Annotated in this window: 18 protein-coding genes; 11 read left to right on the top strand and 7 right to left on the bottom strand. The window is 62.1% G+C overall.

Annotated elements, in window-relative coordinates; translation table 11 throughout:
• Positions 1–55: 55 nt before the first annotated feature.
• The 4 genes from rfaH to metN form a co-directional block, all read right to left on the bottom strand.
• A complete protein-coding gene (gene rfaH / locus C2U37_RS03020) occupies positions 56–544 on the bottom strand; it encodes a transcription/translation regulatory transformer protein RfaH (protein ID WP_104451796.1) in 489 nt (162 codons plus the stop codon).
• Between the two features lie 99 nt (positions 545–643).
• Positions 644–1,444, bottom strand: a complete 801-nt coding sequence (metQ, locus tag C2U37_RS03015; protein WP_010673183.1) for a methionine ABC transporter substrate-binding lipoprotein MetQ — start codon at positions 1,442–1,444, stop codon at positions 644–646.
• Between the two features lie 26 nt (positions 1,445–1,470).
• Positions 1,471–2,124 carry a methionine ABC transporter permease gene (locus C2U37_RS03010; RefSeq protein WP_029313844.1) on the bottom strand — a complete coding sequence of 218 codons (654 nt, stop codon included), beginning with the start codon at positions 2,122–2,124 and terminating at the stop codon, positions 1,471–1,473.
• On the bottom strand, positions 2,105–3,148 hold the full coding sequence (gene metN, locus C2U37_RS03005) for a methionine ABC transporter ATP-binding protein MetN (RefSeq protein WP_104451795.1): 1,044 nt from the start codon (positions 3,146–3,148) through the stop codon (positions 2,105–2,107). Before metN ends, C2U37_RS03010 begins: the two co-directional genes overlap by 20 nt.
• A 472-nt stretch (positions 3,149–3,620) precedes the next feature.
• Here metN and C2U37_RS03000 point away from each other — a divergent pair, with 472 nt between their 5' ends.
• Positions 3,621–4,076 (top strand): hypothetical protein, encoded by a 456-nt coding sequence (locus C2U37_RS03000; RefSeq protein WP_010673186.1) that lies wholly within the window; start codon positions 3,621–3,623, stop codon positions 4,074–4,076.
• Between the two features lie 52 nt (positions 4,077–4,128).
• Here C2U37_RS03000 and ppgK read toward each other — a convergent pair whose 3' ends face one another.
• Both ppgK and queG read right to left on the bottom strand, forming a co-directional pair.
• Positions 4,129–4,872, bottom strand: a complete 744-nt coding sequence (gene ppgK, locus C2U37_RS02995) for a polyphosphate--glucose phosphotransferase (RefSeq protein WP_010673187.1) — start codon at positions 4,870–4,872, stop codon at positions 4,129–4,131.
• Between the two features lie 83 nt (positions 4,873–4,955).
• A complete protein-coding gene (queG, locus tag C2U37_RS02990) occupies positions 4,956–6,110 on the bottom strand; it encodes a tRNA epoxyqueuosine(34) reductase QueG (protein ID WP_104451794.1) in 1,155 nt (384 codons plus the stop codon).
• Positions 6,111–6,209: 99 nt separating this feature from the next.
• Here queG and C2U37_RS02985 point away from each other — a divergent pair, with 99 nt between their 5' ends.
• The 10 genes from C2U37_RS02985 to C2U37_RS02940 all read left to right on the top strand — a co-directional run bounded on the left by C2U37_RS02985 (position 6,210) and on the right by C2U37_RS02940 (position 16,843).
• Positions 6,210–7,712, top strand: a complete 1,503-nt coding sequence (locus C2U37_RS02985; protein WP_104453179.1) for an NAD(P)H-hydrate dehydratase — start codon at positions 6,210–6,212, stop codon at positions 7,710–7,712.
• A gap of 17 nt (positions 7,713–7,729) precedes the next feature.
• A complete protein-coding gene (tsaE, locus tag C2U37_RS02980) occupies positions 7,730–8,203 on the top strand; it encodes a tRNA (adenosine(37)-N6)-threonylcarbamoyltransferase complex ATPase subunit type 1 TsaE (RefSeq protein WP_029313846.1) in 474 nt (157 codons plus the stop codon).
• Positions 8,204–8,226: 23 nt separating this feature from the next.
• Positions 8,227–9,744 (top strand): N-acetylmuramoyl-L-alanine amidase, encoded by a 1,518-nt coding sequence (locus C2U37_RS02975; protein WP_233768451.1) that lies wholly within the window; start codon positions 8,227–8,229, stop codon positions 9,742–9,744.
• Between the two features lie 106 nt (positions 9,745–9,850).
• Positions 9,851–11,734, top strand: coding sequence for a DNA mismatch repair endonuclease MutL (gene mutL / locus C2U37_RS02970; protein WP_104451792.1), 1,884 nt, complete (start codon positions 9,851–9,853; stop codon positions 11,732–11,734).
• Positions 11,735–11,826: 92 nt separating this feature from the next.
• Complete coding sequence (gene miaA, locus C2U37_RS02965) at positions 11,827–12,744, top strand: tRNA (adenosine(37)-N6)-dimethylallyltransferase MiaA (RefSeq protein ID WP_104453178.1); 918 nt, start codon at positions 11,827–11,829, stop codon at positions 12,742–12,744.
• A 72-nt stretch (positions 12,745–12,816) separates the two neighbouring features.
• Complete coding sequence (gene hfq, locus C2U37_RS02960) at positions 12,817–13,080, top strand: RNA chaperone Hfq (RefSeq protein ID WP_011704864.1); 264 nt, start codon at positions 12,817–12,819, stop codon at positions 13,078–13,080.
• A 63-nt stretch (positions 13,081–13,143) separates the two neighbouring features.
• Entirely contained in the window at positions 13,144–14,430 is a 1,287-nt protein-coding gene (gene hflX, locus C2U37_RS02955; RefSeq protein ID WP_104451791.1) for a ribosome rescue GTPase HflX, read from the top strand.
• A 93-nt stretch (positions 14,431–14,523) separates the two neighbouring features.
• Positions 14,524–15,675 carry an FtsH protease activity modulator HflK gene (hflK, locus tag C2U37_RS02950; protein ID WP_010673195.1) on the top strand — a complete coding sequence of 384 codons (1,152 nt, stop codon included), beginning with the start codon at positions 14,524–14,526 and terminating at the stop codon, positions 15,673–15,675.
• A gap of 3 nt (positions 15,676–15,678) precedes the next feature.
• A complete protein-coding gene (gene hflC, locus C2U37_RS02945; RefSeq protein ID WP_010673196.1) occupies positions 15,679–16,563 on the top strand; it encodes a protease modulator HflC in 885 nt (294 codons plus the stop codon).
• A 91-nt stretch (positions 16,564–16,654) separates the two neighbouring features.
• Positions 16,655–16,843 carry a DUF2065 domain-containing protein gene (locus C2U37_RS02940; RefSeq protein WP_010673197.1) on the top strand — a complete coding sequence of 63 codons (189 nt, stop codon included), beginning with the start codon at positions 16,655–16,657 and terminating at the stop codon, positions 16,841–16,843.
• 88 nt (positions 16,844–16,931) lie between these two features.
• Here the strand turns inward: C2U37_RS02940 and ispB are convergent, their stop codons facing one another.
• Positions 16,932–17,903, bottom strand: coding sequence for an octaprenyl diphosphate synthase (ispB, locus tag C2U37_RS02935; RefSeq protein WP_010673198.1), 972 nt, complete (start codon positions 17,901–17,903; stop codon positions 16,932–16,934).
• Positions 17,904–18,004: the final 101 nt, after the last annotated feature.

Here is an 18,004-nt window from a genome sequence, read left to right as displayed (position 1 = left end):
CAGAGGGATGGTGTCTTGTGTACTGCCCTGTGGCTCTTTCTGCCGACAGGACGGGTCACTCCAGGCGGCGGAAGGCCTGGTTTTCGAAGCTGCTGCAGGTCTCCTGGTTGAGCAGGTTGACCAGCAGGATGGCCCGCTTTTCGCCATCCGGCTCCAGATAGATGGCTTCAAACCCGGCGAGGGGGCCGGATTCGATAAGTACCTTGTCTCCCTGGGTCGGCAGACGGGCATAGCTGGCGCGCGCCTCGTCGCTGTCGTCCCGGCTCATGAGCCGGTAGATCAGCTGGCTGCTGACGGGGGTCCACTCCTTGCCGAAGTGGATGATGCGACTGATGCCCCGGGTCGATTTCAGGGTGACCGGGGTGACCTCTTCCAGATCCACGTAGATGAAGAGATAGTTGGGGAACATGGGCTCGCGCTTGCCTCGCCGCAGTTTTTCAATCTCGACCATGGGGTAATAGGATTCAACGCCCTGGGCTGCCAGATGGGCGCGGGCGCGGGCCTCTTCCTTGGGTTTGCAGTAGGCCAGATACCATTTCTTCATTGTTGTTCTGTTTTTCGTGTTGCCGTGCTTGCGGCTATCATAACGGGGGTAAAAAAAAAGGCCACGCTTGACGTGGCCTTTTTTTTCCAGAGTGAGTGATTACCAACCTTTCACCAGACCGCCCTTGAACAGCTCGGTCCCCTTCTTGAAGACCTCGTCGGTCTGGAAGGACTGGACGAACTCCTTGACCTTCTCGTCGTCCTTGTTGTTCTCGCGAGCAACGATCAGGTTGACGTAGGGGGACTCCTTGTCTTCGACAAACAGGCCATTCTCGGTCGGGGTCAGACCAATCTGACCAGCGAAGGTGTTGTTGATGATGGCCAAGTCCACGTCTTCCAGGGAGCGCGGCAGTTGTGCGGCTTCCAGCTCGACGATCTTGAAGTTACGCGGGTTGCTGGCGATGTCCAGTACAGTCGCTTCCAGACCGGCACCCTCTTTAAGCTTCAGCAGGCCCTGCTTCTCCAGCAGGATCAGGGAACGACCCAGGTTGGTCGGATCGTTCGGCACCGCGATCTGGGCACCGTCTTTCAGCTCGGACAGGGCCTTGACCTTCTTGGAGTAACCGGCGATCGGGTAGACGAAGGTGTTGCCGACCGGCACCAGCTTGAAGCCGCGATCACGGATCTGGGCATCCAGGTAGGGCTTGTGCTGGAAGGCGTTGACGTCGACGCTGCCGTCGTTCAGGGCCACGTTCGGGGTGACGTAGTCGGAGAAGGTGACCACTTCGACGGTCAGGCCGTATTTTTCCTTGGCAACCTTGGCCGCGGTCTCAACCAGCTCGGTCTCGGGACCGGCGATGGCGCCCACCTTCAGGGTCTTGTTCTCTTCCTTCTGGCCGCAGCCGACCAGTACCAGGGTTGCCAGCAGCGCAGCTGCTGCGGATTTGATGCCCAATTTCATAAAAACCTCCTGTCAGAAATCGACGATTAACGATGATCACATTGTTTGACCAGGCGCTCACCCGCGCTCTGGATGAGTTGAACCAGCACCACCAGAATGACCACGGTGACCAGCATGACGGTGGGATCGAAACGCTGGTAGCCGTAGCGAATACCCACATCACCGAGACCACCGCCTCCGATGGCACCTGCCATGGCGGAGTAGTTCACCAGGGTGACGAGGGTGATGATGACGCTGTTGAGGATCCCCGGCAGGGCCTCGGGCAGCAACACCTTGGCGATGATTTGCAGGGGCTTGGCCCCCATGGCCTTGGCCGCTTCCAGCAGGCCGTCAGGCACCTCCATCAGGGCCCCTTCCACCAGGCGGGCGATGAAGGGAATGCAGCCCACGGTCAGCGGCACGATGGCGGCGATGGTGCCGATGCTGGTGCCGACGATGAAGCGGGTCAACGGAATGATGGCGACCAGCAGAATGATGAAGGGCACCGAGCGGCCGACGTTGACGATGACGCCCAGGACCTTGTTGAGCAGCGGATTGGCCAGGATCTGGCCCGCCTTGGTCACGTGCAGTGCCACGCCGAGCGGCAGGCCGAGCAGGCAGCCGAACAGGGCGGAGGCAAACACCATGATGAGGGTGTCGCCCAGAGCCGAAATCAGCAGATTAATCATTGCTTCGGACATAACCCATTACCTCCAGCTGAATGTGGTTGTCGATGAGGAACTGCTGGGTGGCCTCGCACTGGGTCTCGTCCCCGAACAGTTCCGCCAGCAGGAAGCCGAACTTGACGCCACCGGCGTATTCGATGTCTGCGCTCAGGATGCTGATGTCGATGTTGAAACGGCGGCTCGCCTCGGAAATCAGCGGCGAATCCACCGTGGTCCCGGTAAAGCCGAGCTTCACCAGGGGATAGCTGCCGGGCACCCGGTCGCTACTCATCCGATCCTGATACTCCTGGGGCACTTCCAGGTGGATGGTGGAGTGGATGAAATCCCGAGCCAGCTGGGTCTTGGCATTGCTGAAGAACCAGGCCACTTCCCCCTGCTCGATGAGACGGCCGTCGCTGATGATGGCCACTTCGTCGCAGATCCCCTTCACCACGTCCATTTCGTGGGTGATGAGCAGTATGGTGAGCCCCAGCTTGACGTTGATCTCCTTGAGCAGGGTCAGGATCGAGCGGGTGGTCTGCGGGTCGAGGGCCGAGGTGGCCTCGTCACACAGCAGGACCTTGGGAGCCGGTGCCAGGGCGCGGGCGATGGCGACGCGCTGCTTCTGCCCGCCGGAGAGCTCGGACGGATAGGCGTGGGCACGGGCTTCCAGCCCGACCAGGGCCAGCAGTTCGCTGACCCGGCTCTGGATCTTGTCCTTGCTCCAGCCCGCCAGCTCCAGCGGGAAGGCGATGTTGGCGGAGACGGTGCGAGAGGCCAGCAGGTTGAAGTGCTGGAAGATCATGCCGATCTGGCGGCGAGCCTGAGTCAGATCCCGCTCGCTGAGGGCGACCAGGTCCTGGCCATCGACGATGACCTGCCCCTCGGTGGGGCGCTCCAGCAGGTTGACGCAGCGGATGAGGGTACTCTTGCCGGCACCGGAGGCACCGATCACCCCGAAGATCTTGCCTTGGGGCACATGCAGGCTCACGTCACGCAGGGCGTGCACGGCATCACTGCCTTTACCGTAGACTTTGTTGAGACCGATCAACTTAATCATGGATTCTTCCGTGCTAACAGCCTTAAAGCACAGGGCGCTACAGGCGGGTAAATTGGGCAGAGGTTTCACTGGGTAGCTCTGTCATCATGGAGGATGATGCTAAGATGTCCGGATGGCTGTGTCAACGCATGTTTTTACGTCTAGACGTCTAAAAAATGGATAAGGATTCCCGCCATTTGACTATGGTGTGGAGGTATCACCACCAGTATCAATATAAGATCCCGATTTGGTGACTCTAGTCCGAATATAAGCTGGTAAATATCTTTTATGTCGTCGATTTGATGTCTCCCCTTCGGACAAGGTGCCCGGTCGTCCGGGCAGCATCGCTGCCGGTTTCCCCTTCCTCCTGCCGTCTCTTTTTCTGTTTTCTTTTCCATCTCCTTGATGCAGAACAATAAATGACCAGTTCGTGGCCGTGTCGACTTGCCAGCTCCCTATACTGGCTGCAGGTAGATGCCAGGAGGGAGGCGAGATGCGATTCCAACAGATCAAGGACCTGATGCTCTATCTCGAGGAGCTTCATCATCGGCAAGGGCACATTTACGGGCGCCAGATCCCCCGGGTGGATGCTGAGCGCAGCAGGATGTTGCTGGCCTATCTGCAAGGGCGGGAGGATGCCGCGGCGGCTCATCTGCACGATTATCGCGAGCAGATGGGAAGCGCGGTGAAGGAGACCTGGCTGGATCAGGGATTTGGCGAGGATCTGCTGGCCGAGGGGGATCGTCTGGCGCTGCCCGCCACAACCCAGCCCGCGGAGATAGTGGCCCTGGTGTCACGCCAGGAGGAGAGGCTCATCGGCGAGCTGGAACGTCTGGCCCGGGAGTGCCCCACGCCCGACACGGCGGCGCTGCTGAAAGCCCTGGCCTCCATGGCCCAATCCCGCCTGACCCGTCTGGTACACGGTGCTCATCGCCTCGACGATCTCTGAGCCCGGATGAGAGAGACCCGGCACGGGCCGGGTCTTCTGATGTTGCTGGCGGTCAGCCCCCTTGCCGGGCCGCGCCATAGAGGGCGGCGCCTATGATGCCGGCCTGGTTGAGGTTCGCGGCCGCCACCAGGGGAGCCCGGGTCTCAATCTTGTCGATGAACTTGTCGAGCTTGGCGGCGCTGCCGCCCCCCAGGATGAAGAGGTCGGGGGAGAACAGAAACTCCAGGCGAGCCAGGTATTTGTTGAAACGTTTGCCCCAGCGGCCCCAGGAGAGATCCTCGCGCTTGCGCACCGCATCGGAGCAATAGTGTTCGGCCACCATGCCTTCCAGCATCAGGTGGCCCAGCTCGGTATTGGGCAGCAACTGGCCATTGACGAAGACGGCGGTACCGATGCCGGTGCCGACGGTGATGAGAATGATGACCCCCTGGCGATCCTGCCCGGTGCCAAAGCGCATCTCCGCCAGACCGGCCGCATCGGCGTCGTTCAGGACATGGCAGGGCAGGCCGGTCACATCGGCAAACAGGTGGGCGGCATCGGTCTCAATCCAGCTCTTGTCGATGTTGGAGGCATTCTTGGCGATGCCGTTGTGGATGGTGGCGGGAAAACCGCACCCCACGGGCCCCTTCCATTGGAAGTGCTCGACCAGCGCCTTGAGGGTGTGTGCCACGGCGGCCGGGGTTGCCGGTTGCGGTGTGGCGATGCGGTGGCGTTCGCCAATCAGCTCCCCGGTTTCGGTGTCGACCAGGCAGCCCTTGATCCCGGACCCCCCAATATCTACTCCCAGCATCTGCATCAGAATCTTCCTTTTATTGTGCCGATGTTCAATGGTCGGCAGAGCATGAAAAAATGGCTGCGATCCGGCAAGTGCCAGATCACTTATGCGTGATCCGGCAGACCTTTTTCGATGCAGCGGATCAGCAATCGCGTCTTTTTATTCTCTTCCTGCTGACGCCTGGCCAGGGTCGCCTGCGCCCACTCGATATGCTCGGCCACCATGGGCGCCGCCTCAGGCAGCGCCTGTTGCAGGGCGGCCAGGACCTCGCTGCTGGCCGGTCCGTTGCCAAGGGCCACCGCCAGGTTGCGGCGCCAGCGCTGATAGCCGATGCGGCGGATGGGGCTGCCTTCCGTGTGCTTGAGAAATTCGGCCTCGCTCCAGCCCCACAAGGTCAAGAGGGGCGGGCGGTGCAGATTGGGGCGCGGGCTGAAGTCGGGCTCCGGGCTGGCATTGGCATAGCGGTTCCAGGGGCAGATGAGCTGGCAGTCGTCACAGCCATAGATGCGATTGCCCATGAGCGGCCTGAACTCCTCGGGAATGGGGCCGTCATTCTCGATGGTGAGATAGGAGATGCAGCGCCGTCCGTCTACCACATAGGGGGCGATGATGGCACCGGTGGGGCAGATGTTGATGCAGGCCACGCACTTGCCACACAGCCCCTTCTCCACCGGGGCATCCACGGGCAGCGGCAGGGCGATGAGCAATTCCCCCAGAAAGAAGAAGGAACCGGCGGACTCGTTGAGCAGGAGCGAGTGCTTGCCCACCCAGCCAAGGCCGGCCTTGGCCGCCAGCGGCCTTTCCAGAATAGGGGCCGAGTCGACGAAGGGGCGCCACTCGCCCAGGGTTTGTCCCGCCGCTCGCAACAGGGTGTCGCACCGCTGCTCGATGCGCTCCCCCAACTGCTTGAGCCGGTTGCGCAGCACCTTGTGGTAGTCGCGGCCGAGGGCATAGCGGCTGATGTAGCCGAGGGTGGGATCGCGCAGGGTGGCGGCAAAGCCCGCCTCGAACGGGAGGTAGTTCATCCGCACCGAGATGACCCGCAAGGTGCTCGGCAACAGCTCGTGGGGGCGGGCCCTCATCATGCCGTGGCGCGCCATGTAGTCCATGGTGCCGTGATAACCGGCATCCAGCCAGGCCTGCAACCTCGGCTCTTCCAGAGTGAGGTCGGTGTCGGCGATGCCGACCTGGTCAAATCCTAGCTCCCTTGCCCAGAGCTTGATATCGTGGGCCAGTTGCGCAAGTTCGGCAGCCGTCATGCAGCATCCCCCCTCTGCCTGCAGGAGTGTGGCAGGCGCAGGGCGGCAATATGGCGTGCCAGTTGCCGGGTCATGGGATGATGAAACGTGGGGGCCGTCATGGTAGAGGTGTTCGGGGACGCTATCCGCAAAAATGAGTGGGAGAGTCTAGCACAACCCCTGTGGCGGGCCGAGCAGATCCGCAGCATGGAACGGCGCTGGGCCGAGCAGGAGGGGCTTCCCCTCTATGTGCTGATGGAGCGGGCCGGGACTGCGCTGTGCAACTATGCCTGTCACCACTGGCCCGACAGCCGCCAGTGGTGGATCTTCGTCGGCCCTGGCAACAACGGTGGGGATGGCTACGTGCTGGCCCGCCTTGCCCGGCGCATCGGCCTCGAACCTTTGGTGATTGCCGCCCGGGCTCCCGGCCTGCTGAGGGGAGATGCCAGGCGGGCTGCCGAAGAGTGGCTCGCATCGGGGGGGAGCGTGACCATGGCCGAGGATCTGCTGCCCGCCACGCTGCCGCCGCCGGATCTGGTCATAGACGCACTGCTCGGTACCGGCGTCCAGCTTCCCCTCTCCTCGTCAATGACAAAGATCGTCGCAACAATCAATGGCTTGAACGCGCCCGTGCTGGCAGTGGATCTCCCCTCCGGTCTCAATGCCGACACCGGCCGCGCCATGGGCGCACTGGTGCGTGCCACCCGCACCCTCACTTTCATCGGCATCAAGCAGGGCATGCTCACCGCCGACGGGGTGGACGGAGTCGGCCACCTCGACCGGGATCCCCTGGGAGTGACGCCGGGGGAGGAACGGGTTCCCGCTGCCGAGCGGATCGATTATCCCAGCCTCAAGGGGTTGCTGACCCCGCGCAGGCGCTCGGCTCACAAGGGACACAGCGGCAAGGTACTGCTGACGGGGGGGAACCTCGGCATGCAGGGGGCCATCCTGCTGGCGGGTCAGGCCTGTCTGCGGGCGGGGGCGGGATTGGTACGCCTGCGCCAGCACCCTGATTGCCCGGCGGCCAGCCTGGTTCAACCCGAGCTGATGGGATGCCCGGCGGACATGGATGAAGGGTGGGCATCGGTGCAGGTACTGGGCCCCGGGCTCGGTCAGGATGAGTGGGGCCGGGCCCGGTTCGAACAGGGCATCGGAGCCGCCGTGCCACTGGTATTGGACGCCGATGGATTGAATTGGCTGGCGCAGGTCCCCCGTCATCAGGATAATTGGGTGCTCACGCCCCACCCCGGGGAGGCGGCTCGCCTGCTGGGCTGCACCATCGCCGAGGTCGAGGGGGACAGGTTTGCGGCCGTCTCGCGGCTGCAACAGCGCTACGGTGGCGTGGTGCTGCTCAAGGGGGCGGGGTCGCTCATCTGCGACGGCAGGCGCATTTCCCTGTGCGACGAGGGCAACCCCGGCATGGCCAGTGGCGGCATGGGTGACCTCTTGTCTGGTATAATCGCCGCCCTTCTGGCTCAGGGCTGGTCTGCGGGCATGGCCACCCGACTCGGGGCCGTGATCCACGCAGAGGCCGCCGATCTGGCGGCTGCCGAGGGTGAGAGGGGCATGCTGGCATCGGATCTGCTGCCCTGGATCCGTCGTCTGGTCAATCCGACACAGTAACAAGTAACAAGAAGAACATGGCAAAAACCTTGATGATGACACTGCCGGACGAGGCAGCAACAGTGGCGCTGGGTGGCCGTCTGGCAAAGGCGTGCCAACAGGCCACCACGGTATTTCTGCACGGTGCCCTCGGGGCCGGCAAAACCACCCTGACCCGAGGCTGGGTGCAGGGACTGGGTCATGAGGGCAAGGTCAAGAGTCCGACCTATACCCTGGTGGAGCCCTATGAGCTTGCCCAGTGGCAGGTCTATCACTTCGATCTCTATCGACTGGCGGACCCGGAAGAGCTGGAGTTCATGGGCATTCGCGACTATTTCGCCGCCGATACCCTCTGCCTGGTGGAGTGGCCAGAGAAGGGCGACGGCTGGCTGCCAGCCCCGGATCTCGAGATCACCCTGAGTTATGCAAACGAGCAGCGCGAGGTGCAGATTGATGCCCGCACTGCTATCGGCGAAGCCATTCTGGAACGGTTGTCATCTCAGTGCGCGTGATCCTTGTTTTTGTTCTCTCCCTGATGGCATTGCCCACCTGGGCCAATCAGCTCAAGAGTGTGCGGGTGTGGCCATCACCGGACAACACCCGGGTGGTGCTCGACATGAGCAGCGCCCCCAATTTCAACTACTTCACCCTGACCGGTCCGAACCGTCTGGTCATCGACCTGAAAGGGGCGAGCAACGCCACCAACCTGGCCGGCATCGAGAACAAGAGCGAGCTGGTGCGCAAGATCCGCGAGAGCACGCCGCTGGAGAAGGGCGGCCTGCGACTGGTGCTGGATCTCGGCTCTGCCATCAAGCCGGTGGTCTTCCCGCTGGCGCCGGCAGGCCCCTATGGCCACCGTCTTGTGATCGATCTTCCCTATGAAGAGAAGGGGAGCGCTGCGGCGCAGCCCGCTCCCGTCGGGGGGCACGGCAAGGCCATCGTCATCGCCATCGATCCTGGTCACGGCGGGGAAGACCCGGGCTCCATCGGCCCGCGCCGCACCTACGAGAAGCGGGTGACCCTGGCGGTCTCCCAGAAGCTGGCGGCCCTCATCGACCGGGAGCCCGGCATGCGGGCCGTGCTGACCCGCCGTGGCGACTACTTCGTCGATCTCAACAAGCGTTCCGAGATTGCCCGAAAGGCCAAGGCTGACCTGCTGGTGTCGGTGCATGCCGACAGCTTCCACAACTCGACTCCTCGCGGCGCCTCCGTCTGGGTGCTGTCGACCAACCGCGCCAACCGCGAGATGGGTAGCTGGCTCGAGAAGCAGGAGAAACAGGGGGAGCTGCTGGGGGGCGTTGGCAAGGTATTGGCCGAGTCTGATCCCAACCCCTATCTGGCGCAGACCTTCCTGGATCTCTCCATGGACAAGTCCAGGGCCGAAGGCTATGACGTCAGCCGCCAGATCCTGCGCTCGCTCGGGCGGGTGGCCAGATTGCACAAGAAGGCGCCGGAACATGCGAGTCTGGCGGTGCTGAAGGCGCCGGACATCCCCTCGGTACTGGTGGAGACGGGCTTTATCTCGAACCACGCCGAGGAGAAGCTGCTGGCCACCGCCAGCTATCAGGATCAGCTGGCCCGGGCCATCTTCGAGGGGATCCGCAACTATTACCGCAGTCATCCGACCAAGGGGCCCATGCTCACCGGCAAGGGCCAGGTTGCTGCCCCGCCGCGTCAGGCGCCTGCCAGCAAGCCGGTCGCTGTCAGCAAGCCGGCTGCCCAGCCAACGCAGCAGGTCGTGACCAACCGGATGCCGGCGAGCGAGCCCTATCGCGTCGGTGAGGGCGGCGCCCCGGTCAGCAGTGTCGGCAGCGCCTCCGGTGCCGGCGTGATCAAACCTTACAAGGTCGCAGCCCAGGAGCCGAGTGCGCCGGTAGCCAGCGTGCAGAGCAACGACAAGTCCAACATGATCCGCCACGTGGTCACCCGTGGCCAGAGTCTCTCCCGGCTCGCCGAGAAACACGGGGTGAGCCAGGCGCGACTGGTGGAGATCAACAAGCTCAAGTCGCGGGACATCCAGATAGGGCAGGTGCTCTATATTCCGCGAAAATAGCGCGGGCTGAAGAACGCCGCCCTTCTCTGCCGATGGCAGGGAGGGGCGGTGAGCATTGATGGCGCCAGGTCCACCTCTTCCCCTTTTTCATCTGCAGGAGCAAGCGATGCCAATCCGTATATTGCCGCCGATTCTGGCCAACCAGATTGCTGCCGGTGAGGTCGTGGAGCGGCCCTCCTCCGTGGTGAAGGAACTGGTGGAAAACAGCCTGGATGCGGGGGCCGACCGAGTCGAGATCGACATCGACAAGGGAGGCGCCAAGCTTATCCGCATTCGTGACAACGGCTGCGGTGTCGCCAGGGATGAGCTGGTGCTGGCGCTGTCGCGCCACGCCACCTCCAAGGTGGCGACCCTGGACGATCTGGAAGGGATCAACAGCCTGGGCTTTCGCGGGGAGGCGCTCGCCTCCATCAGCTCCGTCTCCCGCCTCACCTTCACCTCCCGTACGGCAGAGCAGAGCGAGGCCTGGCAGGCCCAGGCGGAAGGACGTGAGATGAGCGTCACCGTCAAGCCGGCAGCCCACCCGGTGGGCACCACGGTGGAGGTGGTGGATCTCTTCTTCAACACCCCGGCGCGGCGCAAGTTCATGCGCAGCGAAAAGACCGAATTTGCCCACATCGACGAACTGGTGCGCCGCATCGCGCTCTCCCGCTTCGACGCTACCCTGATCCTGCGCCACAACGGCAAGGTGGTGCGCCAGTACAAGGCGGCCAACACGGTGGCGGAGCAGGAGCGCCGCCTCGCCGCCGTCTGCGGTTCCCCCTTCATGCACCATGCCCTGGCGGTATCGAGCGAACACAGCGACGTGCGGTTGTGGGGCTGGCTGGCCACCCCGGCAGGAGCCAGGCCGCAGAACGACCTGCAATACACCTATGTCAATGGCCGCATGATGCGGGACAAGCTCATCAATCACGCCATTCGCCAGGCCTATGACGAGCTGCTGCCCGCCGATCGCTTCGCGGCCTATGTGCTCTATATCGAGCTGGATCCCCGCCAGGTGGATGTCAACGTCCATCCGGCCAAGCACGAAGTGCGTTTCCATCAGGCGCGTCTCATCCACGATTTCATCTTCCAGGCGTTGTTTACCGCCCTGCGTCAGGACGGGGCAGGGAGCGCCACCGATGCACCCCTGGCCGAGACCCAGGTCGAGCTGCCGGGCAGCCCGGAGATCACCTATCCGGGTCAGGCGCCGCGCACCGAGTGGTACGGTGCCGAACACGGCTATCGGGCTCCTGCCCCTGCACGAGATGGCGACGGCGTGCGGGAAGGCGGTGGTGGCAGGGGAGGACACTACCAGCCTCCCGAACCCCCGAGCCGGGCCGCGATGCGAGGCATGGGCGCCTTGCTCACCACCCTGCCCGAGGTGGCGACGCCGGCATCCCGGCCCGGAGCCGAGAGCGGTGCCGTCGAGACGCCAGCCCGAACGGGGGAGTGGCGCGCCCTGAGCCTGGTCGAGCAGGCCTATCTGCTGATGGAGCGTCAGGGGCAACTGGCGCTGCTCTCCCTGGTGCGCGCCGAGCGTCTGTTGCTGCGCCACTGGCTGCTGGATGCCTGGGGCCAGGGGCTGGCGGCCCAGCCTCTGTTGCTGCCGGTCTCCTTCAAGCTGCCGAAAAACCTGGTCGCCCTGGTGGAGGAGCGGGAACGCCTGCTCAAACGCATGGGGCTGGAGTTGAAAAGCGGGGGGCGCGACACCATGATCCTGACTCGGGTGCCCGCCCTGCTGCGCCAGACCGATCTGGCCCGCCTCTTACCCGAATTGTTGCAACTGGTCGAGAGCGGATCTGACAGTGATGCCGACGCGCAGGCTGGGGTACTATGCCAGTGGTTGGTGGAACAAGGCATAAGTGCCGAAAAAATATACGATTTTGCCACTGCCACCCGGTTGTTGACGGAACTTGTTACCGATTTCAGTGACCAACTGGCAGACGTTCGCATGGTGCGCCCGTTGCCGCTGGCGAACGTGCTGGCCGAGTTTGCCGATGGCAACTGACGGCGTCTCGTCGTCTGTTGCATCCATATGACCAGTTTTATGCCGGTTCGCCCGTGAAGGGGCGGCCGAAGGGAGTGTTTAACGTGGCTGACTTGCCGACTGCAATTTTTCTGATGGGGCCGACGGCCTCCGGCAAGACGGATCTCGCCATTGAACTGTGCCAGGCCCTGCCCTGCGACATCATCAGCGTGGACTCCGCGCTCATCTATCGCGGCATGGACATAGGCACCGCCAAGCCGACGCCAGCCGAGCTGGCGCAGGCCCCGCACCGGCTCATCGACATCCTGGATCCCGCCATGAGCTATTCGGCGGCGGATTTTTGCAAGGATGCCCTGCGGGAGATGAAAGAGATCGCCGACCGTGGCCGCATTCCGCTGCTGGTGGGCGGCACCATGCTTTATTTCAAGGCGCTGCTGGAGGGGCTTTCTCCACTGCCTTCCGCCGACCCCGTCATTCGGACCGGCATCGAGGAAGAGGCTTCCCGCCTCGGCTGGCAGGCGCTCCATGACGAACTGGTGCGCATCGACCCGGTGGCCGGTGCCCGCATCCACCCCAACGATCCCCAGCGCCTGTGCCGGGCGCTCGAGGTTTACCGCATCAGCGGCAAGACCCTCACCGAGCTGACCCAGGTACAGGGAGAGGGGCTGCCCTACCGGGCGCTGCAGTTTGCCATCGCGCCGAGGGATCGGGCCGTGCTGCACCAGCGCATCGAGCAGCGGTTTGACAAGATGCTGGGCAGCGGCTTCGAGCAGGAGGTGAGGGCGCTTTACGAGCGGGGGGATCTCACCCCGGATCTTCCCTCCATTCGCTGCGTGGGATACCGCCAAATGTGGGACTACCTGGCGGGGGAAGTGGAGTATGATGAGATGCGTTATCGCGGCATTGTTGCCACCCGCCAGTTGGCCAAGCGTCAGATGACCTGGTTGCGCGGTTGGCCTGATGTGACCTGGTTGGAATCTGGTGAGTCTGGCAATCTGGCCAGGGTCGTCGCCCAAGCTGGTCCGGCTTGACACTCCTGTATAATCAGGTTGTTATATTGAATATCCGGTGTTTAAAAACAACAAACTATAAGGAAAAGAAAGATGGCTAAGGGGCAATCTCTCCAAGACCCGTTTTTGAATGCGCTGCGCCGTGAGCGTATTCCTGTTTCTATCTATTTGGTGAACGGCATCAAACTGCAGGGTCAGATCGAATCGTTTGACCAGTTTGTCATTCTGCTGAAGAACACCGTGAGCCAGATGGTCTACAAGCACGCCATTTCCACCGTGGTGCCGGCCCGTGCCGTCAACCATCACCAGCACGCCCCGGGCGCCGCCGGTGAAGAGCAGGGTGAAGCCGAGGCGTGATATCCTGCGGCGAGTTCACTCGCCAACTCAGATCCATCATGATACCTGTCAAGGAGCAAGCGCTTGTTTGACCGTTACGAAGCTGGTGAACAGGCCGTTCTGGTACATGTCAACTTCAGCGATGAGGGCGAGCGGGAGGATCTGGACGAGCTCAAGATGCTGGTGAGCTCGGCCGGGGTCAATGCACTGGGGGTGATCACCACCAGTCGCAGCGCACCCAGCGCCAAATTTTTTGTCGGCAGCGGCAAGGCGGAAGAGATCGCGTCCCAGGTCCAGATGCTGGACGCCGACGTGGTCATCTTCAACCATGCCCTGACCCCTGCCCAGGAGCGCAACCTGGAGCGTCTGTTCCAGTGCCGGGTCGTGGACAGGACTGGCCTTATCCTCGATATCTTCGCCCAGCGCGCCCGCACTCACGAAGGCAAGTTGCAGGTCGAACTGGCCCAGTTGCGCCATCTTTCCACTCGTCTGGTGCGAGGCTGGACCCACCTTGAGCGACAAAAGGGGGGGATCGGTCTGCGCGGCCCGGGTGAAACCCAGCTTGAAACCGACCGACGCCTGCTGCGTGAGCGCATCAAGGCCATTTTGCGCCGCCTCGACAAGGTGGCCAAGCAGCGGGAGCAGGGGCGCCGTGCCCGCAACCGCAACGAAGTGCCGACCGTTTCTCTGGTGGGGTATACCAACGCCGGAAAATCCACTTTGTTCAACCAACTTACAGATGCCAGCGTGTATGCTGCCGACCAATTGTTCGCAACCCTGGACCCCACCCTGCGTAAATTGGTGATTCAGGATGTGGGTGATGTGATCCTGGCGGATACAGTTGGATTTATTCGGCACTTGCCCCATGATCTGGTCGCGGCCTTCAAGGCGACCCTGCAGGAGACTCGCGAAGCGGACCTGCTGCTGCACGTGGTGGACTGTGCCGATGAACAGATGCAGGAGAATATCGAGTCGGTCCAGCGTGTGCTGGCCGAGATCGAGGCGGATGACAGTCCCCAACTGATGATCTGCAACAAGATCGACAAGCTGGGGGATCGTCCGGCTGGTCTTGAACGGGATGAGGCTGGACGACCGGTGCGAGTCTGGTTGTCGGCCCAGACTGGCGAGGGTAGTGAATACCTGTTCCAGGCACTGACCGAACTGCTGGCCGGCTCCATGGTGCATCACACCCTGCAACTGCCCCCTTCCGCCGCCAGACTGCGCAGTGCGCTCTATCGGCTGAAAGGTATCGAGCAGGAAGGTTTCAGCGAGGAGGGGGACTTTGTGCTGGAAGTACGCCTGCAACTGGCTGACTGGAACCGCCTCATGAAACAAGAAGGTGAGAGTTTACAACGCTTTATCAGGCATTGATGGGTCGATGAACATAAATGGTTTGCTGACTTCATCGCCCCTCTGTGGCCCGATAGAGATGATATCCATCCGCATGTATTAATGGAGACGCTGATGGCTTGGAATGAGCCTGGTAACAATGGCAAAGACCGTGACCCCTGGGGGAACAACGGCAAGAATCAGGGCCCCCCTGATCTGGACGAGATGCTTCGCAAGGTGAGCCGTCGTTTTGGCGGTCTGCTCGGTGGTGGCAAATCCGGTGGTGGTGACGTCGGCAAGTTCGGCCTCTCCATCGCCTTGGTGGTGGCCGTGGTGGTGTGGGTCGTCAGCGGCTTCTACACCATTCGCGAAGCCGAGCGAGGCGTGGTGCTGCGCTTTGGCGAATACTCCCACAACGTGGATCCCGGCCTGCGCTGGAAACCGACCTTCATCGACCGGGTGATCCCGGTGGACGTGGAGTCTGTCCGTTCCCTGCCGGCGTCCGGTTTCATGCTGACCCAGGATGAAAACGTGGTGCGGGTCGAGATGGACGTGCAGTATCGCGTGGTCGATCCCGAGCAGTACCTGTTCAGCGTGACCAACGCCGACGAGAGCCTGAGCCAGGCCACCGACAGCGCCCTGCGCTACGTGGTGGGTCACACCCGGATGGATGATGTGCTGACCACGGGTCGTGAGAAGGTGCGTCAGGAAACCTGGCAGGTGATCGACAGCATCATCGAGCCCTATCAGATGGGTCTGCAGATCGTGGACGTCAACTTCCTGCCGGCGCGTCCGCCGGAAGAGGTGAAGGATGCGTTTGATGACGCCATTTCCGCCCAGGAAGATGAGCAGCGTTTCATCCGTGAAGCGGAAGCCTATGCCCGTGAAGTGGAGCCCAAGGCTCGTGGCCAGGTCAAACGTCTGGAGCAGGAGGCCGAAGCCTACAAGTCCCAGATCGTGTTGAAGGCCAAGGGTGAAGTCGCTCGCTTCAACGAGCTGCTGCCCCAGTATCAGGCCGCGCCCGAGCTGACCCGTGATCGTATCTACCTGGAAACCATGGAAGAGCTCTATCAGCAGGCCAACAAGGTGGTGGTCGACATGCCGGCTGGCAACAACAGCATGATCTACCTGCCGCTCGACAAGCTCTCTGGCAAGGCGAATGCCGTGCAACCGGCACGTCCTGCGGGCACCCCAGCAGTCGAGGCGGCCCAGCCGTCCAACGAAGGGGCCAACTCCACTCCGACCCCGCTGCGTGGCGGTGATCGTTTCAGCACAGGGAGAAACTGATAGATGAAAAAGCTAGCTATTGGTGTCATCGCTGTGGCCGCCATGGTCTGCTTCTCTTCCATCTTCATCGTCGATGAAGGACAGAAGGGGATCGTGGTGCAGTTTGGCAAGGTGAAACGGGTCGACTCTGGTGAACCGCGCCTGTACGAGCCGGGCCTGCACTTCAAGGTGCCGCTCATCGACCAGGTACGCAAGATGGATGCCCGCATCCAGACCCTGGAAGGCCAGGCGGATCGCTTCGTTACGTCCGAGAAGAAGGATCTCATCATCGACTCCTACGTGAAGTGGAAGATCGAGGACTTCTCCAAGTACTACCTGGCGACCGGTGGTGGCAACAAGATCCAGGCTGAAGACCTGCTCAAGCGCAAGATCAACAACGGCCTGCGTTCCGAGATCGGTAACCGCACCATCAAGGACATCGTCTCCGGCGAGCGCAGTACCGTGATGGAAGATGCCCTGATGAAGATGGCGCGCTCCTCCGAGCTCGGCATCAAGGTGGTGGATGTGCGCATCAAGCAGATCAACCTGCCGGTGGAAGTTTCCAGCTCCATCTATCAGCGGATGCGTGCCGAGCGGACTGCGGTTGCCCGTGAACACCGTTCACAGGGTCGCGAGCAGGCCGAGATCCTGCGTGCCGACATCGACCGCAAGGTGACCGTGATGATCGCCGACGCCGAGAGTAATGCCCGTCAACTGCGTGGTGAAGGGGATGCCGAAGCCGCCAGGATCTATGCCGACAGCTACAAGAAGGACCCGGAGTTCTTCAGTTTCGTGCGCAGCATGGAGGCCTATCGCAAGAGCTTCGCCGGTGGCAACGACCTCATGGTCCTGAAACCGGACAGCGAGTTCTTCCGCTACCTCAAGTCGCCGCACGGCAACAAGCAGTAAACATGTGTTGATATGACCCAAGGGCCTGATGATTCAGGCCCTTTTGTTTGCCGGTCACAGACCGGCAGGGGATCAGGGATAAGGAGAGGTGATGCTGACATCCATGTTGATGGGGCTGGGGTTGCTGCTGCTCTTCGAAGGATTGGGGCCCTTGCTCGCTCCCAGGGCATGGCAGCAGATGCTGCGCCTGCTCGGGGAGTTGCCGCCGGAACAGCTGCGCCGCATCGGCGGCTGTCTGGTGGTGGCAGGTGGCGTCATCTTGTGGGCGTTGGCCCGTTAGAGCCTGTGTTGATACGACAGTGGCACGGAGAATTCGGACAATAAAAAAGAGGCCCTCTGGCCTCTTTTTTATTGTCCGCCGGCTGGCATCAGGCGCTGCGCTGCACTGCCATGTGGGCCAGGGTCTCCAGCGCTTGCTTGTGCCGGGAGTCCGGCAGGATGGCGAGGGCGGCGATGGCCTTGTCAGCCTCTTCCCGAGCTCGCTGGCGGGAGTATTCGAGAGCTCCGGTGCGATCCAGGATGCCCAGAATACGCTCCAGGTGATCCATACCGTTGCGGTGCTCGATGGCATCGCGCACCAGTTGACGCTCTTCCGGGGTACCCACTTCCATGGCACGCAACAGCGGCAGGGTCGGCTTGCCTTCGGCCAGATCGTCACCCACGTTCTTGCCCATCTCCTCGCTCTGGGAGCAGTAGTCCATCACGTCGTCGATGATCTGGAACGCGGTACCCAGGTACTTGCCGTAGTCGGTCATGGCCTGCTCGACGGGCTCGGGCTGATGGGTCAGCACGGCGGCGAGTCGGGTCGCGGCTTCAAACAGCTTGGCGGTCTTGCAGTAGATGACCGTCATGTAGCTCTCTTCCGTGGTATCCGGATCGTTGCAGTTCATCAGCTGCAGCACTTCTCCTTCGGCGATGGTGTTGGTGGCATCGGAGAGGATCTCCATCACCTTCAGGTTGGAGAGTTCGCTCATCATCTGGAAGGAGCGGCTGTAGAGGTAGTCACCCACCAGGACACTGGCGGCGTTGCCAAACAGGGCGTTGGCGGTTTCCCGGCCGCGGCGCAGGTCGGATTCGTCGACCACGTCGTCGTGCAGCAGGGTGGAGGTGTGAATGAACTCGATGATGGCGGCCAGTTTCAGGTGATCTTCACCCTCATAGCCCAGTGCGCGTGCGGCCATCACGGTCAGCATGGGGCGCATCCGTTTTCCGCCTGCACTGACAATATAGAAACCCAGCTGGTTGATCAGGCTGACATCGGACTGGAGTCTCGCCAGGATCAGTTCATTGACCGCCGTCATGTCGGCGGCACAGAGCGCACGGATAGTCTGTTGGTCCATAAGTCTCGTAACGTGACGGCAGCATTTACTGCGTTTTTAGCAATGGCGGGGATTCTACACGATTTCACAATGGGTTACAGTTAGGCGTTTATTCACGGGGG

The sequence above is a fragment of the Aeromonas sp. ASNIH1 genome (assembly GCF_002934285.1).
In the GTDB taxonomy this organism is placed as follows: domain Bacteria; phylum Pseudomonadota; class Gammaproteobacteria; order Enterobacterales; family Aeromonadaceae; genus Aeromonas; species Aeromonas caviae.
Note: the sequence above shows the minus strand (reverse complement) of the source record. Positions and strands in the feature narration are given on the sequence as shown.

What these genes read in the sequence shown, in the direction of transcription:
- rfaH (WP_104451796.1), bottom strand. Translation starts at nt 544, where the DNA reads ATGAAGAAATGGTATCTGGCCTACTGCAAACCCAAGGAAGAGGCCCGC.
- metQ (WP_010673183.1), bottom strand. Translation starts at nt 1,444, where the DNA reads ATGAAATTGGGCATCAAATCCGCAGCAGCTGCGCTGCTGGCAACCCTG.
- C2U37_RS03010 (WP_029313844.1), bottom strand. Translation starts at nt 2,124, where the DNA reads ATGTCCGAAGCAATGATTAATCTGCTGATTTCGGCTCTGGGCGACACC.
- metN (WP_104451795.1), bottom strand. Translation starts at nt 3,148, where the DNA reads ATGATTAAGTTGATCGGTCTCAACAAAGTCTACGGTAAAGGCAGTGAT.
- C2U37_RS03000 (WP_010673186.1), top strand. Translation starts at nt 3,621, where the DNA reads ATGCGATTCCAACAGATCAAGGACCTGATGCTCTATCTCGAGGAGCTT.
- ppgK (WP_010673187.1), bottom strand. Translation starts at nt 4,872, where the DNA reads ATGCAGATGCTGGGAGTAGATATTGGGGGGTCCGGGATCAAGGGCTGC.
- queG (WP_104451794.1), bottom strand. Translation starts at nt 6,110, where the DNA reads ATGACGGCTGCCGAACTTGCGCAACTGGCCCACGATATCAAGCTCTGG.
- C2U37_RS02985 (WP_104453179.1), top strand. Translation starts at nt 6,210, where the DNA reads ATGGTAGAGGTGTTCGGGGACGCTATCCGCAAAAATGAGTGGGAGAGT.
- tsaE (WP_029313846.1), top strand. Translation starts at nt 7,730, where the DNA reads ATGGCAAAAACCTTGATGATGACACTGCCGGACGAGGCAGCAACAGTG.
- C2U37_RS02975 (WP_233768451.1), top strand. Translation starts at nt 8,227, where the DNA reads ATGGCATTGCCCACCTGGGCCAATCAGCTCAAGAGTGTGCGGGTGTGG.
- mutL (WP_104451792.1), top strand. Translation starts at nt 9,851, where the DNA reads ATGCCAATCCGTATATTGCCGCCGATTCTGGCCAACCAGATTGCTGCC.
- hfq (WP_011704864.1), top strand. Translation starts at nt 12,817, where the DNA reads ATGGCTAAGGGGCAATCTCTCCAAGACCCGTTTTTGAATGCGCTGCGC.
- hflK (WP_010673195.1), top strand. Translation starts at nt 14,524, where the DNA reads ATGGCTTGGAATGAGCCTGGTAACAATGGCAAAGACCGTGACCCCTGG.
- hflC (WP_010673196.1), top strand. Translation starts at nt 15,679, where the DNA reads ATGAAAAAGCTAGCTATTGGTGTCATCGCTGTGGCCGCCATGGTCTGC.
- C2U37_RS02940 (WP_010673197.1), top strand. Translation starts at nt 16,655, where the DNA reads ATGCTGACATCCATGTTGATGGGGCTGGGGTTGCTGCTGCTCTTCGAA.
- ispB (WP_010673198.1), bottom strand. Translation starts at nt 17,903, where the DNA reads ATGGACCAACAGACTATCCGTGCGCTCTGTGCCGCCGACATGACGGCG.